The following is a 13,685-nucleotide window of genomic DNA, read 5'->3' on the forward strand; positions in this document are numbered from 1 at the left end:
TCGATTATCGCACAAAACCCGTTCTAGCGAATTGCTAGACCGCGGGCCCGTGGTCAACATGGACCACAGACGCAGGCACACCGACCGTTGCCTCCTGCCTTGGCATAACCTCTGGCGGAACCTGCGCAAACAACAATAACAACGGAGACAACGATGGCTCACTCCAGCTCGCAAGCAAAGAAAGCGACCGCCAGTGGATGGATAGGCTCGGCACTCGAGTACTACGACTTCTTCATCTACGCCCAGGCCGCTGCGCTGATTTTCCCGCAGATTTTCTTCCCTAACACCGACCCGAAAATGGCCATCATTGCCTCGTTGGCCACCTATGGCGTGGGCTACCTGGCACGCCCGATCGGCGCTTTCGTACTGGGCCACTGGGGTGACACCCGCGGTCGCAAGAACGTCCTGCTGCTGTGCATGTTCCTGATGGGCCTGTCGACCATGGCTGTCGGCCTGCTACCCACCTACCACGACATCGGCTACCTCGCACCGGCCTTGCTGGTGGTGTTGCGCCTGATCCAGGGCTTTGCCGTGGCCGGGGAAATTTCCGGTGCCAGCTCGATGATCATGGAGCACGCGCCGTTTGGCCGAAGAGGCTACTACGCCAGTTTCACCCTGCAAGGTGTGCAAGCGGGCCAGGTCCTGGCGGCGGCGGTATTCCTGCCACTGGCTTACTTCATGCCCAGCGAAGCCTTTACCGAATGGGGCTGGCGCATTCCGTTCCTGATGAGCGCCATCGTGCTGATTGCCGGCTTCATCATCCGTAAGGAAGTGCACGAAACCCCAGCGTTCGTTCAAGAAGAGAAACAGGACAAGGTTGCCAAGTCGCCCATCAGCGAGGCCTTCCGCCACAGCTGGAAGCACATGGTGCTGGTGATGTTCATGGCCCTGATGAACGTGATCCCGGTCGTGGCCACCATCTTCGGTGCGGCCTACGCGGTGCAGCCGGCGTATGGCATCGGCTTCGACAAGAGCGTGTACCTGTGGATTCCGGTGGTCGGCAACATCGTCGCGGTGCTGGTGATCCCGTTCGTGGGCAACCTGTCGGACAAGATCGGCCGTCGCCCGACCATGATCGCTGGCTGCCTGGGCTCTGGCCTGCTGGCCTTCGTCTACCTGTATGCGATCAGCATCCAGAACGTGCCAATGGCGTTCGCCGCCTCGATCGTCATGTGGGGCATGGTCTACCAGGGTTACAACGCGGTGTTCCCAAGCTTCTACCCAGAGCTGTTCCACACCCGCTACCGCGTTACGGCCATGGCCATCGCGCAGAACATCGGCACCATGCTGACCGCCATGCTGCCCGCGCTGTTCGCAATGGTTGCCCCACCCGGCTCGGACAACATTCCGCTGGTAGTCGGTGGGCTGGCCTTCTTCATCACCGGCGTGTGCGCCCTGGCGGCCTACATTGCCCCGGAAACCCACCGCCTGGCGATGGACGACCTGGGCAACCCAGACGCCAAGCCGATGGAAAAGGCTGCCTATGAAGCCAGCCGTAAAGGTAGCTTTCAGGCGGTGAGTCACTGATAGATTGCAGGGGCTGCCTTGCAGCCCCTTCGCGGGCAAGCCCGCTCACACAGGTACCGTACAGGCTTCAGCCCTGATGCGATGCTGTGAGAGCGGGCTTGCCCGCGAAGGCTTCAGCCTTTGATCACGTCCTGCAGACGTGCCCACAGCCGCTGCACATCCTCCCGCTCGGTCGGCAGCGCACCGATCGAAACCCGCACCATCCACCGCCCGTCCAGTGTAGCCGGCGTCACATAAGCATCGCCGGATGCATTCAGCCGCTCGGCCCAGCCCTTGGTATGCGCATCCAGCGCCTCCCCTTCAAGCCCCGCCGGTCGATGGCGAATGCACAAGGTCTGCAGCGGTACTGGCGCCAGCACTTCCCACTCCGCCGCCGCCTCGACCTGCCCCGCCAGCCACTGGGCATTATCCAGGTCACGCCGCAGCCGCGCCTGCAATGCGTCGACACCCTCGCTGCGCAACATGAACCACAGCTTCAACGCACGGAACCGACGGCCCAGCGGAATGCCCCAGTCGCGCAGGTTCTTCACCTCGCCATCCACCGCCGACTGCAGGTAGCTGGGATTGGTGCTCATCACCCGGATCAGGTGCTGCGGATCGCGCACGTAGTAGATCGAGCAATCGAAGGCCACACCCAGCCATTTGTGCGCGTTGACCACCACCGAATCGGCCAGCTCGATGCCGTCCCACATCCAGCGGCACTCGGGCAGGATCATCGCCGAACCGGCCATGGCCGAGTCAACGTGCAACCAAAGCCCATTGGCCTGGGTGATTTCGCCCACCGCGCGCAGCGGGTCGAGGGCAGTGGTCGTCGTGGTGCCGGTGGTGGCAACCACGGCGCACGGCTGGTTGCCGGCAGCCAGGTCCTGTTCGATCGCCGCCTGCAGTGCCTCTGGGCGCAGGGCATAGCGTTCGTCGGTGGGAATCAGGCGGATATTGTCGCGGCCAAAACCTGCCAGCAGTGCAGCCTTGTCCACCGAGCTGTGGGCGTGGGCGCTGACATACACGATCAAAGGCTTGGGCTCGGCCTGCAGGCCACCACGTACCAGGGCGTAGTCAGTGGCGCGTTCACGGGCACTGATCAGCGCCACCAGGGTGCTGGTCGAGGCGGTGTCCTGGATCACCCCACTCCACCGGCCAGACAGGCCAAGCAACTGGCGCAGCCAGTCGAGGGTAGTTTCTTCCAGTTCGCTCAGGGCCGGGCTGGATTGCCATGACAGGCCCAGCACGCCCAGACCGGTACTGAGGAAGTCCCCCAGCACCGAGGACAGGGTGCCATTGGAAGGGAAATAGCCATAGAAGTCCGGGTGCTGCCAATGGGACAGGCCGGGCATGACCAGGTTATTGACGTCGTCGAGAATGGACGCGAAAGGTTCGCCTTGTTGAGGGGCAGTTGCGGGCAAGGCAGCCTTGAGGTAGCCAGGTTCGACCTGGGCCATGACCGGGCGTTCGCCCACGGTCTGACGGTAGTCGGCAATCAGGTCGATCAGTTGGTGGCCGTACTGGCGGAATTGTTCGGGGGTCACGCTAGCTCTCCTGGGGGTTATCCATTGCCTGTGCTGGCCCTTTCGCGGGTAAACCCGCTCCTACAGCCGCGAAGAAGCAGCACAATCAACACAATGCCCCAGTCTAGGCACCTATCCCCAGCCGAATAACCCCGCTTCACGCATAGCTGCTATGGCGAACCCGCATGCCCACCCTGTACCCCGAACTGCGACTGGCGCCACAACTCGAATACCCGGTTACGCAACCAGCGGTGCTCGGCCGAGGCCTGCAGGCGCTGGTGCCATACGACCCAGTACCGCTGGCTGTGGTCGATGAAGCCCAGTGGTCGCCAGGCCAGGTCATGCAAACGGCTCAGCTGTCGGGCAATGTGCTCGGGGACCGTGGCCACTGCCTGACTGTTGGCAATCACTTTTACCGTGGCGCAAAAGAACGGCACCTCCAGGCTGACCCGCCGCTGCAGGCCCTGTGCACGCAAGTGCCGGTCGATGAAGCTGTCCTTGTCGCCACCGCCCGAAATGCGCACATGCTTGTACGCCAGGTAGTCGGCCTGGCTGAGCGCGGCCTGCGCGGCCAGCGGGTGATCCTGGCGCATCAGGCATACCGCGCGGTCCTCACCCAACAGCCGTCCATGCAGGTTGGGCGGCGACTCGTCGAACAAGGTGGTCGCCAGGTCGATTTCTCCGCTGGCCAGCAAGGCGTACTGGCCGGCCTGCCAGGTGCGGTACTCCAGCGACACACCTGGCGCTTCGCGCTCCAGCGCCGCCATCAGCAGCGGCAGCATGTGCTCGGCCACATAGTCCGAAGCGGCCAGGCAGAACCGCCGCTCGCAACGCGCCGGGTCGAAGATGGCGGGCTGGCGCAGCGCGTGCAGTTCTTCGAGCACCTGGCGCAAAGGCTCGACCAGGGCTTCGGCGTGTTCGCTAAGCACGTAACCACGCCCTTGGCGCACCAGCAACGGATCATCGAAGGCTTCGCGCAGGTGGGCCAGCTGGCGGCTCAGGGCCGATTGGCTGACACCCAGGCGCTCGGCCGCGTGGCTGAGGTTTTTAAGCTGCAACAGGTGGTCGAGGGTGCGCAGGTGGGCGAGGCTGAGGGAGGCGAAGGTGGGGTTCATGCAGGCTCCCTGCGGTGGAATTCAAGGGCCCTCTCGCGGGCAAGCCCGCTCTCACAGGGTTCTCACACGGTTCAGCATCGTGAAAACCCTGCGGGAGCGGGCTTGCCCGCGAACAGGCCGCAACGCGGCCCCGACGATTACTCGGTCAGGCCAACATAGACGTTCTGCACGTCATCGTGCTCGTCGATTGCCTCGAGGAACGCTTCGACCTCGGCCAACGCTTCAGCACTCAGGCTGGCCGCGCTTACCGGGTTTTTAGGGGTGTAACCGATTTTCGCCGCGGTCACGGTGAAACCATGCTCCGGCAGGGCCTTCTGCACCGCGTCCAGGTCGGTGGTGTCGGTAATGAACAGGGTCGAGCCCTCTTCTTCACCTTCCTCGAAGTCCTGGGCACCGGCTTCGATCGCGGCCATTTCCGGATCAGCGTCAGCGCTCGCAGGCGTGGCTTCGATCAGGCCTACATGGTTGAAGTCCCACGCTACAGAACCGCTGGCACCCAACTGGCCCTTGCGGAACAGCACGCGGATCTGCGCGACGGTGCGGTTGATGTTGTCGGTCAGGCACTCGACGATCAACGGCACCTGGTGCGGAGCGAAACCTTCATAGCTCACCGCATGGTATTGCACGGCATCACCGTCCAGGCCAGCGCCCTTGCGGATTGCCCGATCCAGGGTCTCGCGGGTCATCGAAGCCTTCTTGGCTTGCACGATGGCCAGGCGCAGGCGCGGGTTCATGTCGGGATCGGCACCCGACTTGGCCGCGATCTGGATTTCCTTGGACAGCTTGCCCATGATCTTGCCTTTGGCATTGGCCGCTGTTTCTCTATGTTTGGCTTTCCACTGTGCGCCCATGTCGACTCTCTTGTTTCAGCGGCCGGTTCAGGAAGCGACCGGCCAAAAGTGGGTGCATTTTATACGCCCTCGAGCATGGGATCGACAAGAAATCTCATCAGCCTTTATCGGCCTTGCCCGCCGCTGCGGCAAACCGCGCCAACCGCACGTCCAGCCTTCGCGGGCGCACACCACGATCTTCGGCCTGCTCCTTGCGGCGGATGGCATTGCGCACCATCAGCGAGCCCAGGTAGCGGATCGGCTCGGGCGGGAACAGCCCCAGCGGCCCTTTGACCAGCGGCGACCGGGTCCACGGGTTGTCCAGCCCCAGCGCCAGCGACGAAAGAATCTGCCCGCCCATGTGGCACGGGCCAACACCGCTGCCGGAGTAACCAAAGCCGTAGAACACGTTGCCCTGCCCGTCCAACCGACCAAAGAACGGCAGGCCGGTCACCGAGCGATCTGACGGCCCGTTCCAGCTGGCCGCCAGTGGCACCTCGGCCAAGGCCGGGAAAAAGCCGCCAAGGCTTTCGCGCAGCAACCGCCGATACGGCGACGGCTGGTCGAATACCGGCAACATGCGCCCGCCATAGGCAAACGTGTTGCCGCCCTTGCCGAGCATCAGCCGGCCATCGGAGGTGTTGTGGTAGTAGTGCACGAAAATACGCGAGTCGAGCACGCTGATCCCGCTGTCCAGGCCGATCTGGCGCAGCAGCTCGGGGCACGGTTCGGTAATGACCATGTCGCTGGAAACGATTGCCACACTGCGCTCGAACTGCGGGAAGACGCGCGCCATCCAGGCATTGAGGCCCAGCACTACACGGTCGGCGCGCAGCGTGCCGTGGGCCGTGCGTACCTGCACCGGGGCGCCGTGTTCCAGGCCGGTCATAGCGGTGCCTTCGTAGAGGCGCACGCCGCGCTGCAAGGCCACCCGGCGCAGGCCGCGCACCAGTTTGCCCGGCTGCACGGTGGCGGCGGCCGGCGAGAACCAGCCTTCCAGGTGCCGTGCCGAACCGGCCAGGCGCTGCACCTGCTCCAGCGGCAAGCGGCGGAACGAGTTGATGCCCTTGTGCTCCAGCGCGGCGATCACCGCGTCGGTGGCACCGACCTGGGCTGCGTTGGTGGCCGTGTACAGCGTGCCGTCCAGGCGGAAGTCGCAGTCGATGCCATTGGCCGCACAGAACACCCCGATGTCTGTGATGCTGCGCTCCGACTCGCGCACCAGCCGCACCGCCTCCGCCGCCCCAAACAGGCGTTCGAGGGTGAAGTACTTGGCCGACCAGGACAACGCACAGCCCCCATTGCGGCCGCTGGCACCGGCACCACAGATGTCGGCCTCGATCAGCACCACATCCAGGGCCGGTACCGCTTCCTTGAGCATCAGCGCCGTCCACAGGCCGGTGTACCCACCGCCGACAATGCACACATCGCAACGGGTATCGCCTTGTAGCGGCGGGCATACCGCCTCCTGCGCCGATTCAAGGGCCTGTTGCAGCCAGAAGGGTCTCATTCGCTCGCTTTCCTTTAAGTACGCAGTGGCTTGATTGCCATGCTGGTGTTCGGTGCCACGTCAGTGCCTTGCGCGCTGCTGGCCGGGCGGCTGTTCCAGTGCGGCAGCAACACCAGCGCCGAGAACAGCGCGCAGCCCGCGAACACGATGAACACCGTGACGCCGTCGAAGTAACCCGGCAGCAGCCCGCCCAGCACCGCGCCCACCGAGCCACAGCCGTTGACGAAACCTGCTGCGGTGGCGCCGGCCTTGGCGGTGCCGAAGTCGATGGCTGCAGCGCCGCTGATCATCGAGTCCGGCCCGTACAGGGTCAGGCCCATGACGAACAGCAAGGCCACCACCAGCAGCACGCTGCCGGTGTGCATGGCCGCCATGAACAACGCCAGTGTCACGGTCAGCAGCACCAGGCTGATCACGCAGGCCGGCATGCGCCGGGCGCCAAACAGTTTGTCCGAGGCCAGGCCGATCATGATCGGGCCAAGCAGCCCGGCCAGTTCGAAAGCAGTCGGGATGATTGCCGCGCCCACTTTGCCCACTGAGGGCATCTGCTCGAAGACGATCACAGGGCCCCACAGCAAGATGGCGTAGCGCGCCGGCTTCAGCAGGAAGTACGCCAGGCCCAGGGTCAACACCGTGCGGTTGCGCAGGATCTCCCTCAGGGGTGCCCACACGCTGCACAGGTTGCCGGCCGGAGCCATGCTTTGCGGCTCGGGCTCAACCGCCGGCAAGCCGACGTCCTCGGGTTTGTTGCGCTGCAGGAAGAAGAACAGCACCGCCACCAGCGCCACCACTGCCGCGCTGGAGAAGAACGCCGCGTGCCAGGTACCCACCAGGGTGTAGGCCCACCAGCCCGCGAACGGCGAGGCCACCAGGCCGCCGAAGGCATAGCAGGAACTCCACAGGCCCAGCACCCGCCCGCGCTGCGAAGCCGGGAAGAAGCTGCCGATGTTCTTGCACAAGCCGGCCCAGCCGGTGGATTGCGCCAGGCCCTGCACCAGCATGCAGGTAGCGAAGATCGGGAAGGTTGCGTAACTGCCCATCACGACTGCCGCCGCCGCAGAAATCAGCAACCCGCCCAACACGACCACGCGCGGGCCAAAGCGGTCGGCAAGCATGCCCCAGGTGAATTGGCCCACGGCATAGGCGGCCAGGTAGATGGCGTCCAGGTTGGCCATGGCGGCCTTGTCGAGCATGAAACCTGGGTCTTCAGCGATGCCCAGCTTGGCCACCGAGAAGGCTTTGCGGGTGAAGTAGAAGGCGGCGTAAGCCAGCCAGGTGATGGCGAAAATCTGGATGCGCCAGCGTTTGAACGCGGCTAGGGATTGATTCATGTAAGTCTGACCTCTTGCTCAAGTGTGCCGGCAGAATGTGAAGAAACGCCTGTCTTGTTCTTGTGTTACGCACAGCGATGACGAGGCTGTCATCGGGTCAGGTGGCGCCGTGTGAGCGCCATGGCCCTGGCGGCATTCGTGGTGCCAGCGTCGGGCTGAAATCCATGGAAACAGTTGCTGTAAGATAAATAAAATCGATTTATCGTATTACACACATAAGCCCAGCTTGTTACTGAGGTCGTCATGTCGGTTTCCCACGCTCAACTCAAGGCTTTCCATGCGGTGGCCGTGCACGGCAGCTTTACCCGCGCCGCCGAAAAGCTGTTTCTTACCCAGCCTGCGGTGTCCGACCAGGTGCGCAAACTGGAGGAGCGCTTCGGCGTATTGCTGTTCCACCGCAACAAACGCTCGGTGCAGCTCACCGACCTTGGCGAGCGGCTGCTGGGCATCAGCCAGCGCCTGTTCGCCTGCGAGGCCGAAGCCCAGGAACTGCTGCACGACTCGCGTGCGCTGCACACCGGCAGCCTGGTGCTGGCAGTGGATGCGCCGGTGCACGTGCTGCCGCAGATCGCCCGCTTCTGCCAGCGCTATCCGGGTATCCAGGTGAAGATCGAAACCGGCAATACCGACGAATCGCTGGCGCGGCTGTTCAGCTATCAGGCCGACCTGGCCCTGCTGGGGCGGGATGTCGACGACGAGCGCCTGCATTGCCTGCCGCTGCGTCGTGACCCGATGGTGGCGTTCGTTTCCCACCACCACCCATGGGCCAGCCGTGGCTCGATCAGCCTGGCCGACCTCGATGACACGCCACTGGTGCTGCGCGAGCCCGGTTCGGTGACGCGGCAGACGCTGGAGGAAGAGATGCAACGTGCCGGCCTGCGGATACGCGCAGCGATCCAGGTGGAAGGCCGGGAAGCGGCGCGTGAAGCGGTGGTGGTAGGCATTGGCGTGGGCGTGGTGTCGGCGGCGGAGTTCGGTGCCGATGCGCGGGTGTGTGCATTGCCGATCGTCGATTGCCAGCGGCATTTGACCGAGACCCTGGTGTGCCTGAGCGAGCAGCGTACGCGCCGGGTGGTGGCGACTTTCCTGCAGATGGTCGAGGAAGGAGTCTAGGCCTGTGCTGGCCTTTTCGCGGGCTCGCCCGCTCCCACAGGTCCTGCGCGGCATCCGGAATCTGTGGTGATGCTGTGGGAGCGGGCGACCCTGCGAAGGGGCCAGATCAGGCAACCCGACTATGCTGGGATAACCCCAATCCCCGGGCACCCAACCCATGCTCTACCGCCTTGCCGCCGACACCCTGGTGCTGCTGCACCTGGCCTTCATCCTGCTGGTGCTGTTCGGCGGGCTGCTGGTGCTGCGCTGGCGCCCTGCCCTGTTGCTGCACTTGCCGGTCCTGGCCTGGGGCCTGGCGGTGGAGTGCCTGCACCTGGGCTGCCCGCTCACCACCTGGGAAAACCGCATGCGCAATGCCGCCGGTGATGCAGGTTACCAGGGCAGCTTCGTCGAGCACTACGTCTGGCCACTGATCTACCCCACCGGCCTGACCCCGCAGATCCAGCTGCTGCTGGGCACCCTCGTGCTGGCGCTGAACCTCGGCATCTACAGCTACGTGGCCTGGCGCTGGCGCCGCCCTAGCGGGTAGCGATCACGAACAACCGCGGGAAGGGCAACAGGACCTTGCCATCAGAGGCCGGCGGATAGTCGCGCTGCATGGCCTGCAGGTACATCTGCAGGAAGTCGGCCTGCTCCTGCTCATCAAGCCTGGCCAGATAAGGCCGCAACGCCGAGCCCTTGAACCATTCCACTACCGCTTCGGCGCCCCCCACCAACGGGTGATGATAGGTGGTGCGCCACACGTCCACCCGCGCGCACAGCGGGCTGAGCAAGTCGTAGTAGAACGCCGCGTTGTGCCGTGGCGGCAGCTGCAAGTCGGCGAACTTCGCCGCCCAGGGGCCTTGGCTTGCGATCTCGCGCAACTGCCGGTGGGCCGGCTCGTCGAGGTTGTCCGGGGTCTGCACAGCCAGGCTGGCGCCTTCGCTGAGCTGGCGCACCAGGTGCGGATACAGCAAGGCGTGGTCAGGTACCCATTGCAGCGAGGCATTGGCCAGGATCAGGTCCTGCGGCTCGGGGGCAGTCCAGCCGGCAATGTCGGCAATGACCGTGCGCACACGCGGGATGCACAGCCGCTTGCGCTCACGGGCCTTGTCGATCATGTCCGGGTCGCTGTCCAATGCCGTCACCTGGGCATCGGGGTAACGCTGCAGCAGCACTTCGGTCGAGTTGCCGGGGCCGCACCCCAGGTCGGTGGCGTGGCGCACCGGCCGTGGCGGGATGGCGGCAATCAGGTCGCGTACGGCGCGTGTGCGTTCGTCTTCGAACAGGGAATACTGGTTGGCGGACCAGGCCATGTGCGGCTCCTTTGGGCGGGCAATGTGCCTAGCATATGCCATCTGTCGCCCGGCGGGACGGTTGCGAACGGATTACGCCGGAACTGATCACCTGTGCTTGAAGTCAGTCCTTGCATGCGCACGCCCGTGAAGACCTACATCGCCCTCGCCATCCTGGCCCTGATCGCTGCGGCCGCCCTGCTCGGTTCACCGTGGATGAACCAGCGTTTCCACATGCCCGCAGAAAAAGCCCAGGCCCAACAACGCGAAACGGCCGGGTCCCCAAGGGAGCCGGCCGTTTCCAGACGCGAGTGACGCTTAGTGCTGCTTGCTACCAGAGCGGATCTGGTGCACCACACCCATCGCCACCACGACCGCCGCAGCGATACCGGTGGAAATGACCAGGATCTGGTAGTCAGGCATGAAGGCCATGGTGACCAGGGCAGCCACGATGAACGCGATCACCAGGTAGGTCAGCCACGGGAACAACCACATCTTCAGGCGTACTTCCTTGCCCTCGGCAATCAGCTTGCGGCGCATGCGCAGCTGCGAGAAGGCGATAACCAGGTACACCAGCAGGGCGATCATGCCGGTGGTGTTCATCAGGGTGTCCAGCACGTCTTTCGGGCGCAGGGTCTCGCTGAAGTTGATCAATGCACACACCACGGCCACGGCGCACGAACCCATGATCGCGTACACCGGTACACCGGTACCGGCGCGGGTGATCTTGAAGAACGACGGCGCATCGCCACGCTGGGCCAGGGAGAACAGCATGCGCGAAGCGGTGTAGTGGCCCGAGATCAGGCAGCTGCTCACCGAAGTCAGCACCACGAAGTTCATCAGCAGCTCGGCATACGGCACGCCCAGCAGTTCCAGGGTACGGCGATAGGCGCCATAGCCAGAAACACCCAGGTGCGGGTCGTTCCACGGTACCAGGCAGACGATCAGGAAGATCGAGCCGACGTAGAACAGGCACACACGCCAGACCACCGAGTTGGTGGCCTTGACGATCTGCGCAGCCGGGTCTTTGGCTTCGGAAGCGGCGATGGTGACGATTTCGGCGCCGAGGAAGGCGAACATCACCCCGAGCAAGGCACCGATCACAGTGGTGATGCCATTGGGCATGAAGCCTTCGGCGGTGAGGTGGCTGATGCCACGCACTTCACCGAACTGCCAGATGTTCATCACGGCAGCCGTACACACGATCAGGAAGCAGACGATCGCAATCACCTTGATCAAGGCGAACCAGAACTCGAACTCACCGTAGTGCTTGACGTTGAAGAAGTTGACGGTGATCAGCAACAAGGTCGTGGCCAGCACGAACACGTTGACGCTGACGTCGGGGAAGAAGCCATGCAGGATCTTGCCCGCCACATAGGCTTCCCAGGCCATGAGGATGACCCAGTACCACCAGTACAGCCAGCCAATGGTGAAACCGGCCCAACGGCCAATGGCGCGGTCGGCGTAGGTTGAGAACGAGCCGGTGTCAGGCGAGGAAGTCGCCATTTCACCCAGCATGCGCATGATCAGCACCACCAGGATGCCGCCTGCCAGGTAGGCCAGGACAGCGGCTGGGCCGGCACTGTGGATCACGCTGCCGGAACCGACGAACAAGGCGCCGCCGATAACCCCGGCGATCGACATCATCGTCAGGTGGCGCGACTTCAGCGAGGCACTGAGCTTGCTCTCGTGCCCGCTTTTCGCGGTGGTGGTTGTGGATGTTGCGTCCATCAGTTGTGTACCCCGTGCTTCTTCTTATCCAAGGAAAACTGTGAAATCCCGATGGCTGGCGATTTCACCTGTACATCAGTGCTAATGCGGGCAGGATGGTGTGAATTACACACGCAGGCCTTCCATGGCGGCCTGCTGACGCGCCCCAGGGCGACTGCCTGAGGCGAACTGAACATGCTTTATGTGGCGATATCCGACACCTAATGTAAAAATGTCCGACGCAGAGAGCCATGCACAGTGGCATGAATCTCGCACTGCACTGTATAGGTCGCCCATGCAGTACACCCTGCAGACGCCAGGCGATACGCACCCTGAAGGCCCCGAATGTTCGAATTACATCCAGACTCCTCAACCCCGCTGGTCAACCAGATCATCGATGGGCTGCGCGAGCTGATCGACAACCAAACCCTCAAGCCAGGCGCCAAGGTCCCGTCGATTCGCGCCTTTGCCGCAAGCTATTCGGTGAGTACCTTCACCGTGGTCGAGGCCTACGACCGCCTGGTCGCCCAAGGGCTGCTGGTGAGCCGTGGCAATGCGGGGTTCTTCGTCAACCGTGCGGCGGGCGAACTGCTGGAGCAGCACAACACCGAGGCCGACACCAGTCGACCAACGTTCAACTCCGAGTGGTACCTGCAGCAGATTTTCGAAATCCGCCAGTTGCCGTACAAACCGGGGTGCGGCTGGCTGCCCAACGACTGGATGTACGAAGACGGCCTGCGCCGCGGCCTGCGCCAGGTGGCCGGCAGCCCGCTGGAGTTGTCGGGGTACGGCGACCCCATGGGCCTGATGGAGCTGCGTGCGCTGACCGCCCAGAACCTGCAACAAGAGCTGTCGATCGTCGCCAACCCGGCACAGCTGATGCTCACCCACGGCGCCAGCCAGGCCCTGGACCTGGCCGCACGCACACTGGTGCGCCCGGGCGATGTGGTGCTGGTGGACGACCCCGGCTACCCGAACCTCATGAGCATCCTGCGCACCCAAGGCGCAACCCTGGTAGGCGTGCCACGTACACCGGCCGGCTACGACCTGAACCAGCTGGAGCAATTGCTCAGCCACCACCGCCCGACGGCGTTCTTCACCCAGCCGCACCTGCACAGCCCGACGTGCTCGCGCACCCCGCTGCCGCAGTTGCACCGCCTGCTGCAGCTTGCCAGCCAGCATGGCTTCCGCCTGGTGGAGAACAACCTGTACGCCGACATGGTCGCCGAGCCGCAGCCATGCCTGGCCAGCCTCGACCATCTGCAGCAGGTAGTGTACGTGGGCAGCTATTCCAAGAGCATTTCGCCCAACGTGCGGGTCGGCTACATGCTGGCCAACCCCGAGCTGATGCAAAAACTGCTGCACCTGAAGATGCGCTCAGGCCTGACCACCTCGCAGGTGATGGAGCGCGTGGTGTATGCGGCGATCATCGACGGGCGCTGGCGCAAGCACCTCAAGCGCCTGCGCCAGCGGCTGGCCGAGGCGCATCAGGAAGTTGGCCGGCATCTGCATCGATTGGGCTTCGAACTGTTCACCGAATCGGATGAAGGCATGTACATCTGGACCCGCCACCCGGCGATTCCCGACAGTGCCGCGTTGCTGGACGATGCGCTGGAGAAAGGCATCATGCTAGGCCCTGGGCAGTTGTTCATGGTCGACGCCAAGGCGACCGGGTGGATGCGGTTCAACGTGGCGTTCAGTACGGACCCGGCGATGTGGGAGTTGTTGGAGAAGGTGTTGGTGAAGCATGTGCGACGGGGTGGGATGTAG

11 protein-coding genes and 1 pseudogene are annotated in these 13,685 nt (G+C 63.9%); 5 read left to right on the forward strand and 7 right to left on the reverse strand.

Annotated elements, in window-relative coordinates:
• Window positions 1–153 precede the first annotated feature (153 nt).
• On the forward strand, window positions 154–1,527 hold the full coding sequence (locus tag N5D53_RS01700) for an MFS transporter (RefSeq protein ID WP_014860854.1): 1,374 nt from the start codon (window positions 154–156) through the stop codon (window positions 1,525–1,527).
• Window positions 1,528–1,640: 113 nt separating this feature from the next.
• Here N5D53_RS01700 and N5D53_RS01705 read toward each other — a convergent pair whose 3' ends face one another.
• From N5D53_RS01705 to N5D53_RS01725, 5 genes and pseudogenes are all read right to left on the reverse strand, one after another.
• Window positions 1,641–3,053, reverse strand: a complete 1,413-nt coding sequence (locus tag N5D53_RS01705; RefSeq protein WP_266024293.1) for a DOPA decarboxylase — start codon at window positions 3,051–3,053, stop codon at window positions 1,641–1,643.
• A gap of 149 nt (window positions 3,054–3,202) precedes the next feature.
• Window positions 3,203–4,147: a LysR family transcriptional regulator gene (locus N5D53_RS01710; protein ID WP_190869137.1), complete on the reverse strand. Its 945-nt coding sequence runs from the start codon at window positions 4,145–4,147 to the stop codon at window positions 3,203–3,205.
• A gap of 137 nt (window positions 4,148–4,284) precedes the next feature.
• Window positions 4,285–4,998 carry a YebC/PmpR family DNA-binding transcriptional regulator gene (locus N5D53_RS01715; RefSeq protein ID WP_004575404.1) on the reverse strand — a complete coding sequence of 238 codons (714 nt, stop codon included), beginning with the start codon at window positions 4,996–4,998 and terminating at the stop codon, window positions 4,285–4,287.
• 97 nt (window positions 4,999–5,095) lie between these two features.
• On the reverse strand, window positions 5,096–6,487 hold the full coding sequence (locus N5D53_RS01720) for an FAD-dependent oxidoreductase (protein ID WP_190869136.1): 1,392 nt from the start codon (window positions 6,485–6,487) through the stop codon (window positions 5,096–5,098).
• 80 nt (window positions 6,488–6,567) lie between these two features.
• Window positions 6,568–7,818: pseudogene (locus tag N5D53_RS01725) on the reverse strand (MFS transporter); the annotation flags it as partial.
• Between the two features lie 243 nt (window positions 7,819–8,061).
• On the opposite strand from N5D53_RS01725, the gene N5D53_RS01730 reads away from it, so the two are divergent.
• Together N5D53_RS01730 and N5D53_RS01735 are read left to right on the forward strand one after the other, a co-directional pair.
• Window positions 8,062–8,931, forward strand: a complete 870-nt coding sequence (locus N5D53_RS01730; protein WP_064490792.1) for a LysR substrate-binding domain-containing protein — start codon at window positions 8,062–8,064, stop codon at window positions 8,929–8,931.
• A gap of 157 nt (window positions 8,932–9,088) precedes the next feature.
• On the forward strand, window positions 9,089–9,460 hold the full coding sequence (locus N5D53_RS01735) for a DUF2784 domain-containing protein (protein WP_104962032.1): 372 nt from the start codon (window positions 9,089–9,091) through the stop codon (window positions 9,458–9,460).
• On the opposite strand, the gene tam is transcribed toward N5D53_RS01735, so the two are convergent.
• Entirely contained in the window at window positions 9,450–10,226 is a 777-nt protein-coding gene (gene tam / locus N5D53_RS01740) for a trans-aconitate 2-methyltransferase (RefSeq protein ID WP_019438830.1), read from the reverse strand. The genes N5D53_RS01735 and tam overlap by 11 nt on opposite strands.
• A 114-nt stretch (window positions 10,227–10,340) precedes the next feature.
• On the opposite strand from tam, the gene N5D53_RS01745 reads away from it, so the two are divergent.
• Window positions 10,341–10,520 carry a hypothetical protein gene (locus tag N5D53_RS01745; RefSeq protein WP_004575401.1) on the forward strand — a complete coding sequence of 60 codons (180 nt, stop codon included), beginning with the start codon at window positions 10,341–10,343 and terminating at the stop codon, window positions 10,518–10,520.
• A 3-nt stretch (window positions 10,521–10,523) separates the two neighbouring features.
• On the opposite strand, the gene N5D53_RS01750 is transcribed toward N5D53_RS01745, so the two are convergent.
• Entirely contained in the window at window positions 10,524–11,936 is a 1,413-nt protein-coding gene (locus N5D53_RS01750; protein ID WP_004575400.1) for an amino acid permease, read from the reverse strand.
• A 324-nt stretch (window positions 11,937–12,260) separates the two neighbouring features.
• Here N5D53_RS01750 and N5D53_RS01755 point away from each other — a divergent pair, with 324 nt between their 5' ends.
• Window positions 12,261–13,685 carry a PLP-dependent aminotransferase family protein gene (locus N5D53_RS01755; RefSeq protein WP_104962033.1) on the forward strand — a complete coding sequence of 475 codons (1,425 nt, stop codon included), beginning with the start codon at window positions 12,261–12,263 and terminating at the stop codon, window positions 13,683–13,685.

Source organism: Pseudomonas sp. GD03862 (genome assembly GCF_029840855.1).
GTDB lineage: Bacteria > Pseudomonadota > Gammaproteobacteria > Pseudomonadales > Pseudomonadaceae > Aquipseudomonas > Aquipseudomonas alloputida.

Coding starts and splice junctions, on each gene's coding strand:
- N5D53_RS01715 (WP_004575404.1), bottom strand. CDS start 4,998: ATGGGCGCACAGTGGAAAGCCAAACATAGAGAAACAGCGGCCAATGCC.
- N5D53_RS01710 (WP_190869137.1), bottom strand. CDS start 4,147: ATGAACCCCACCTTCGCCTCCCTCAGCCTCGCCCACCTGCGCACCCTC.
- N5D53_RS01720 (WP_190869136.1), bottom strand. CDS start 6,487: ATGAGACCCTTCTGGCTGCAACAGGCCCTTGAATCGGCGCAGGAGGCG.
- N5D53_RS01730 (WP_064490792.1), top strand. CDS start 8,062: ATGTCGGTTTCCCACGCTCAACTCAAGGCTTTCCATGCGGTGGCCGTG.
- tam (WP_019438830.1), bottom strand. CDS start 10,226: ATGGCCTGGTCCGCCAACCAGTATTCCCTGTTCGAAGACGAACGCACA.
- N5D53_RS01700 (WP_014860854.1), top strand. CDS start 154: ATGGCTCACTCCAGCTCGCAAGCAAAGAAAGCGACCGCCAGTGGATGG.
- N5D53_RS01735 (WP_104962032.1), top strand. CDS start 9,089: ATGCTCTACCGCCTTGCCGCCGACACCCTGGTGCTGCTGCACCTGGCC.
- N5D53_RS01745 (WP_004575401.1), top strand. CDS start 10,341: ATGCGCACGCCCGTGAAGACCTACATCGCCCTCGCCATCCTGGCCCTG.
- N5D53_RS01755 (WP_104962033.1), top strand. CDS start 12,261: ATGTTCGAATTACATCCAGACTCCTCAACCCCGCTGGTCAACCAGATC.
- N5D53_RS01750 (WP_004575400.1), bottom strand. CDS start 11,936: ATGGACGCAACATCCACAACCACCACCGCGAAAAGCGGGCACGAGAGC.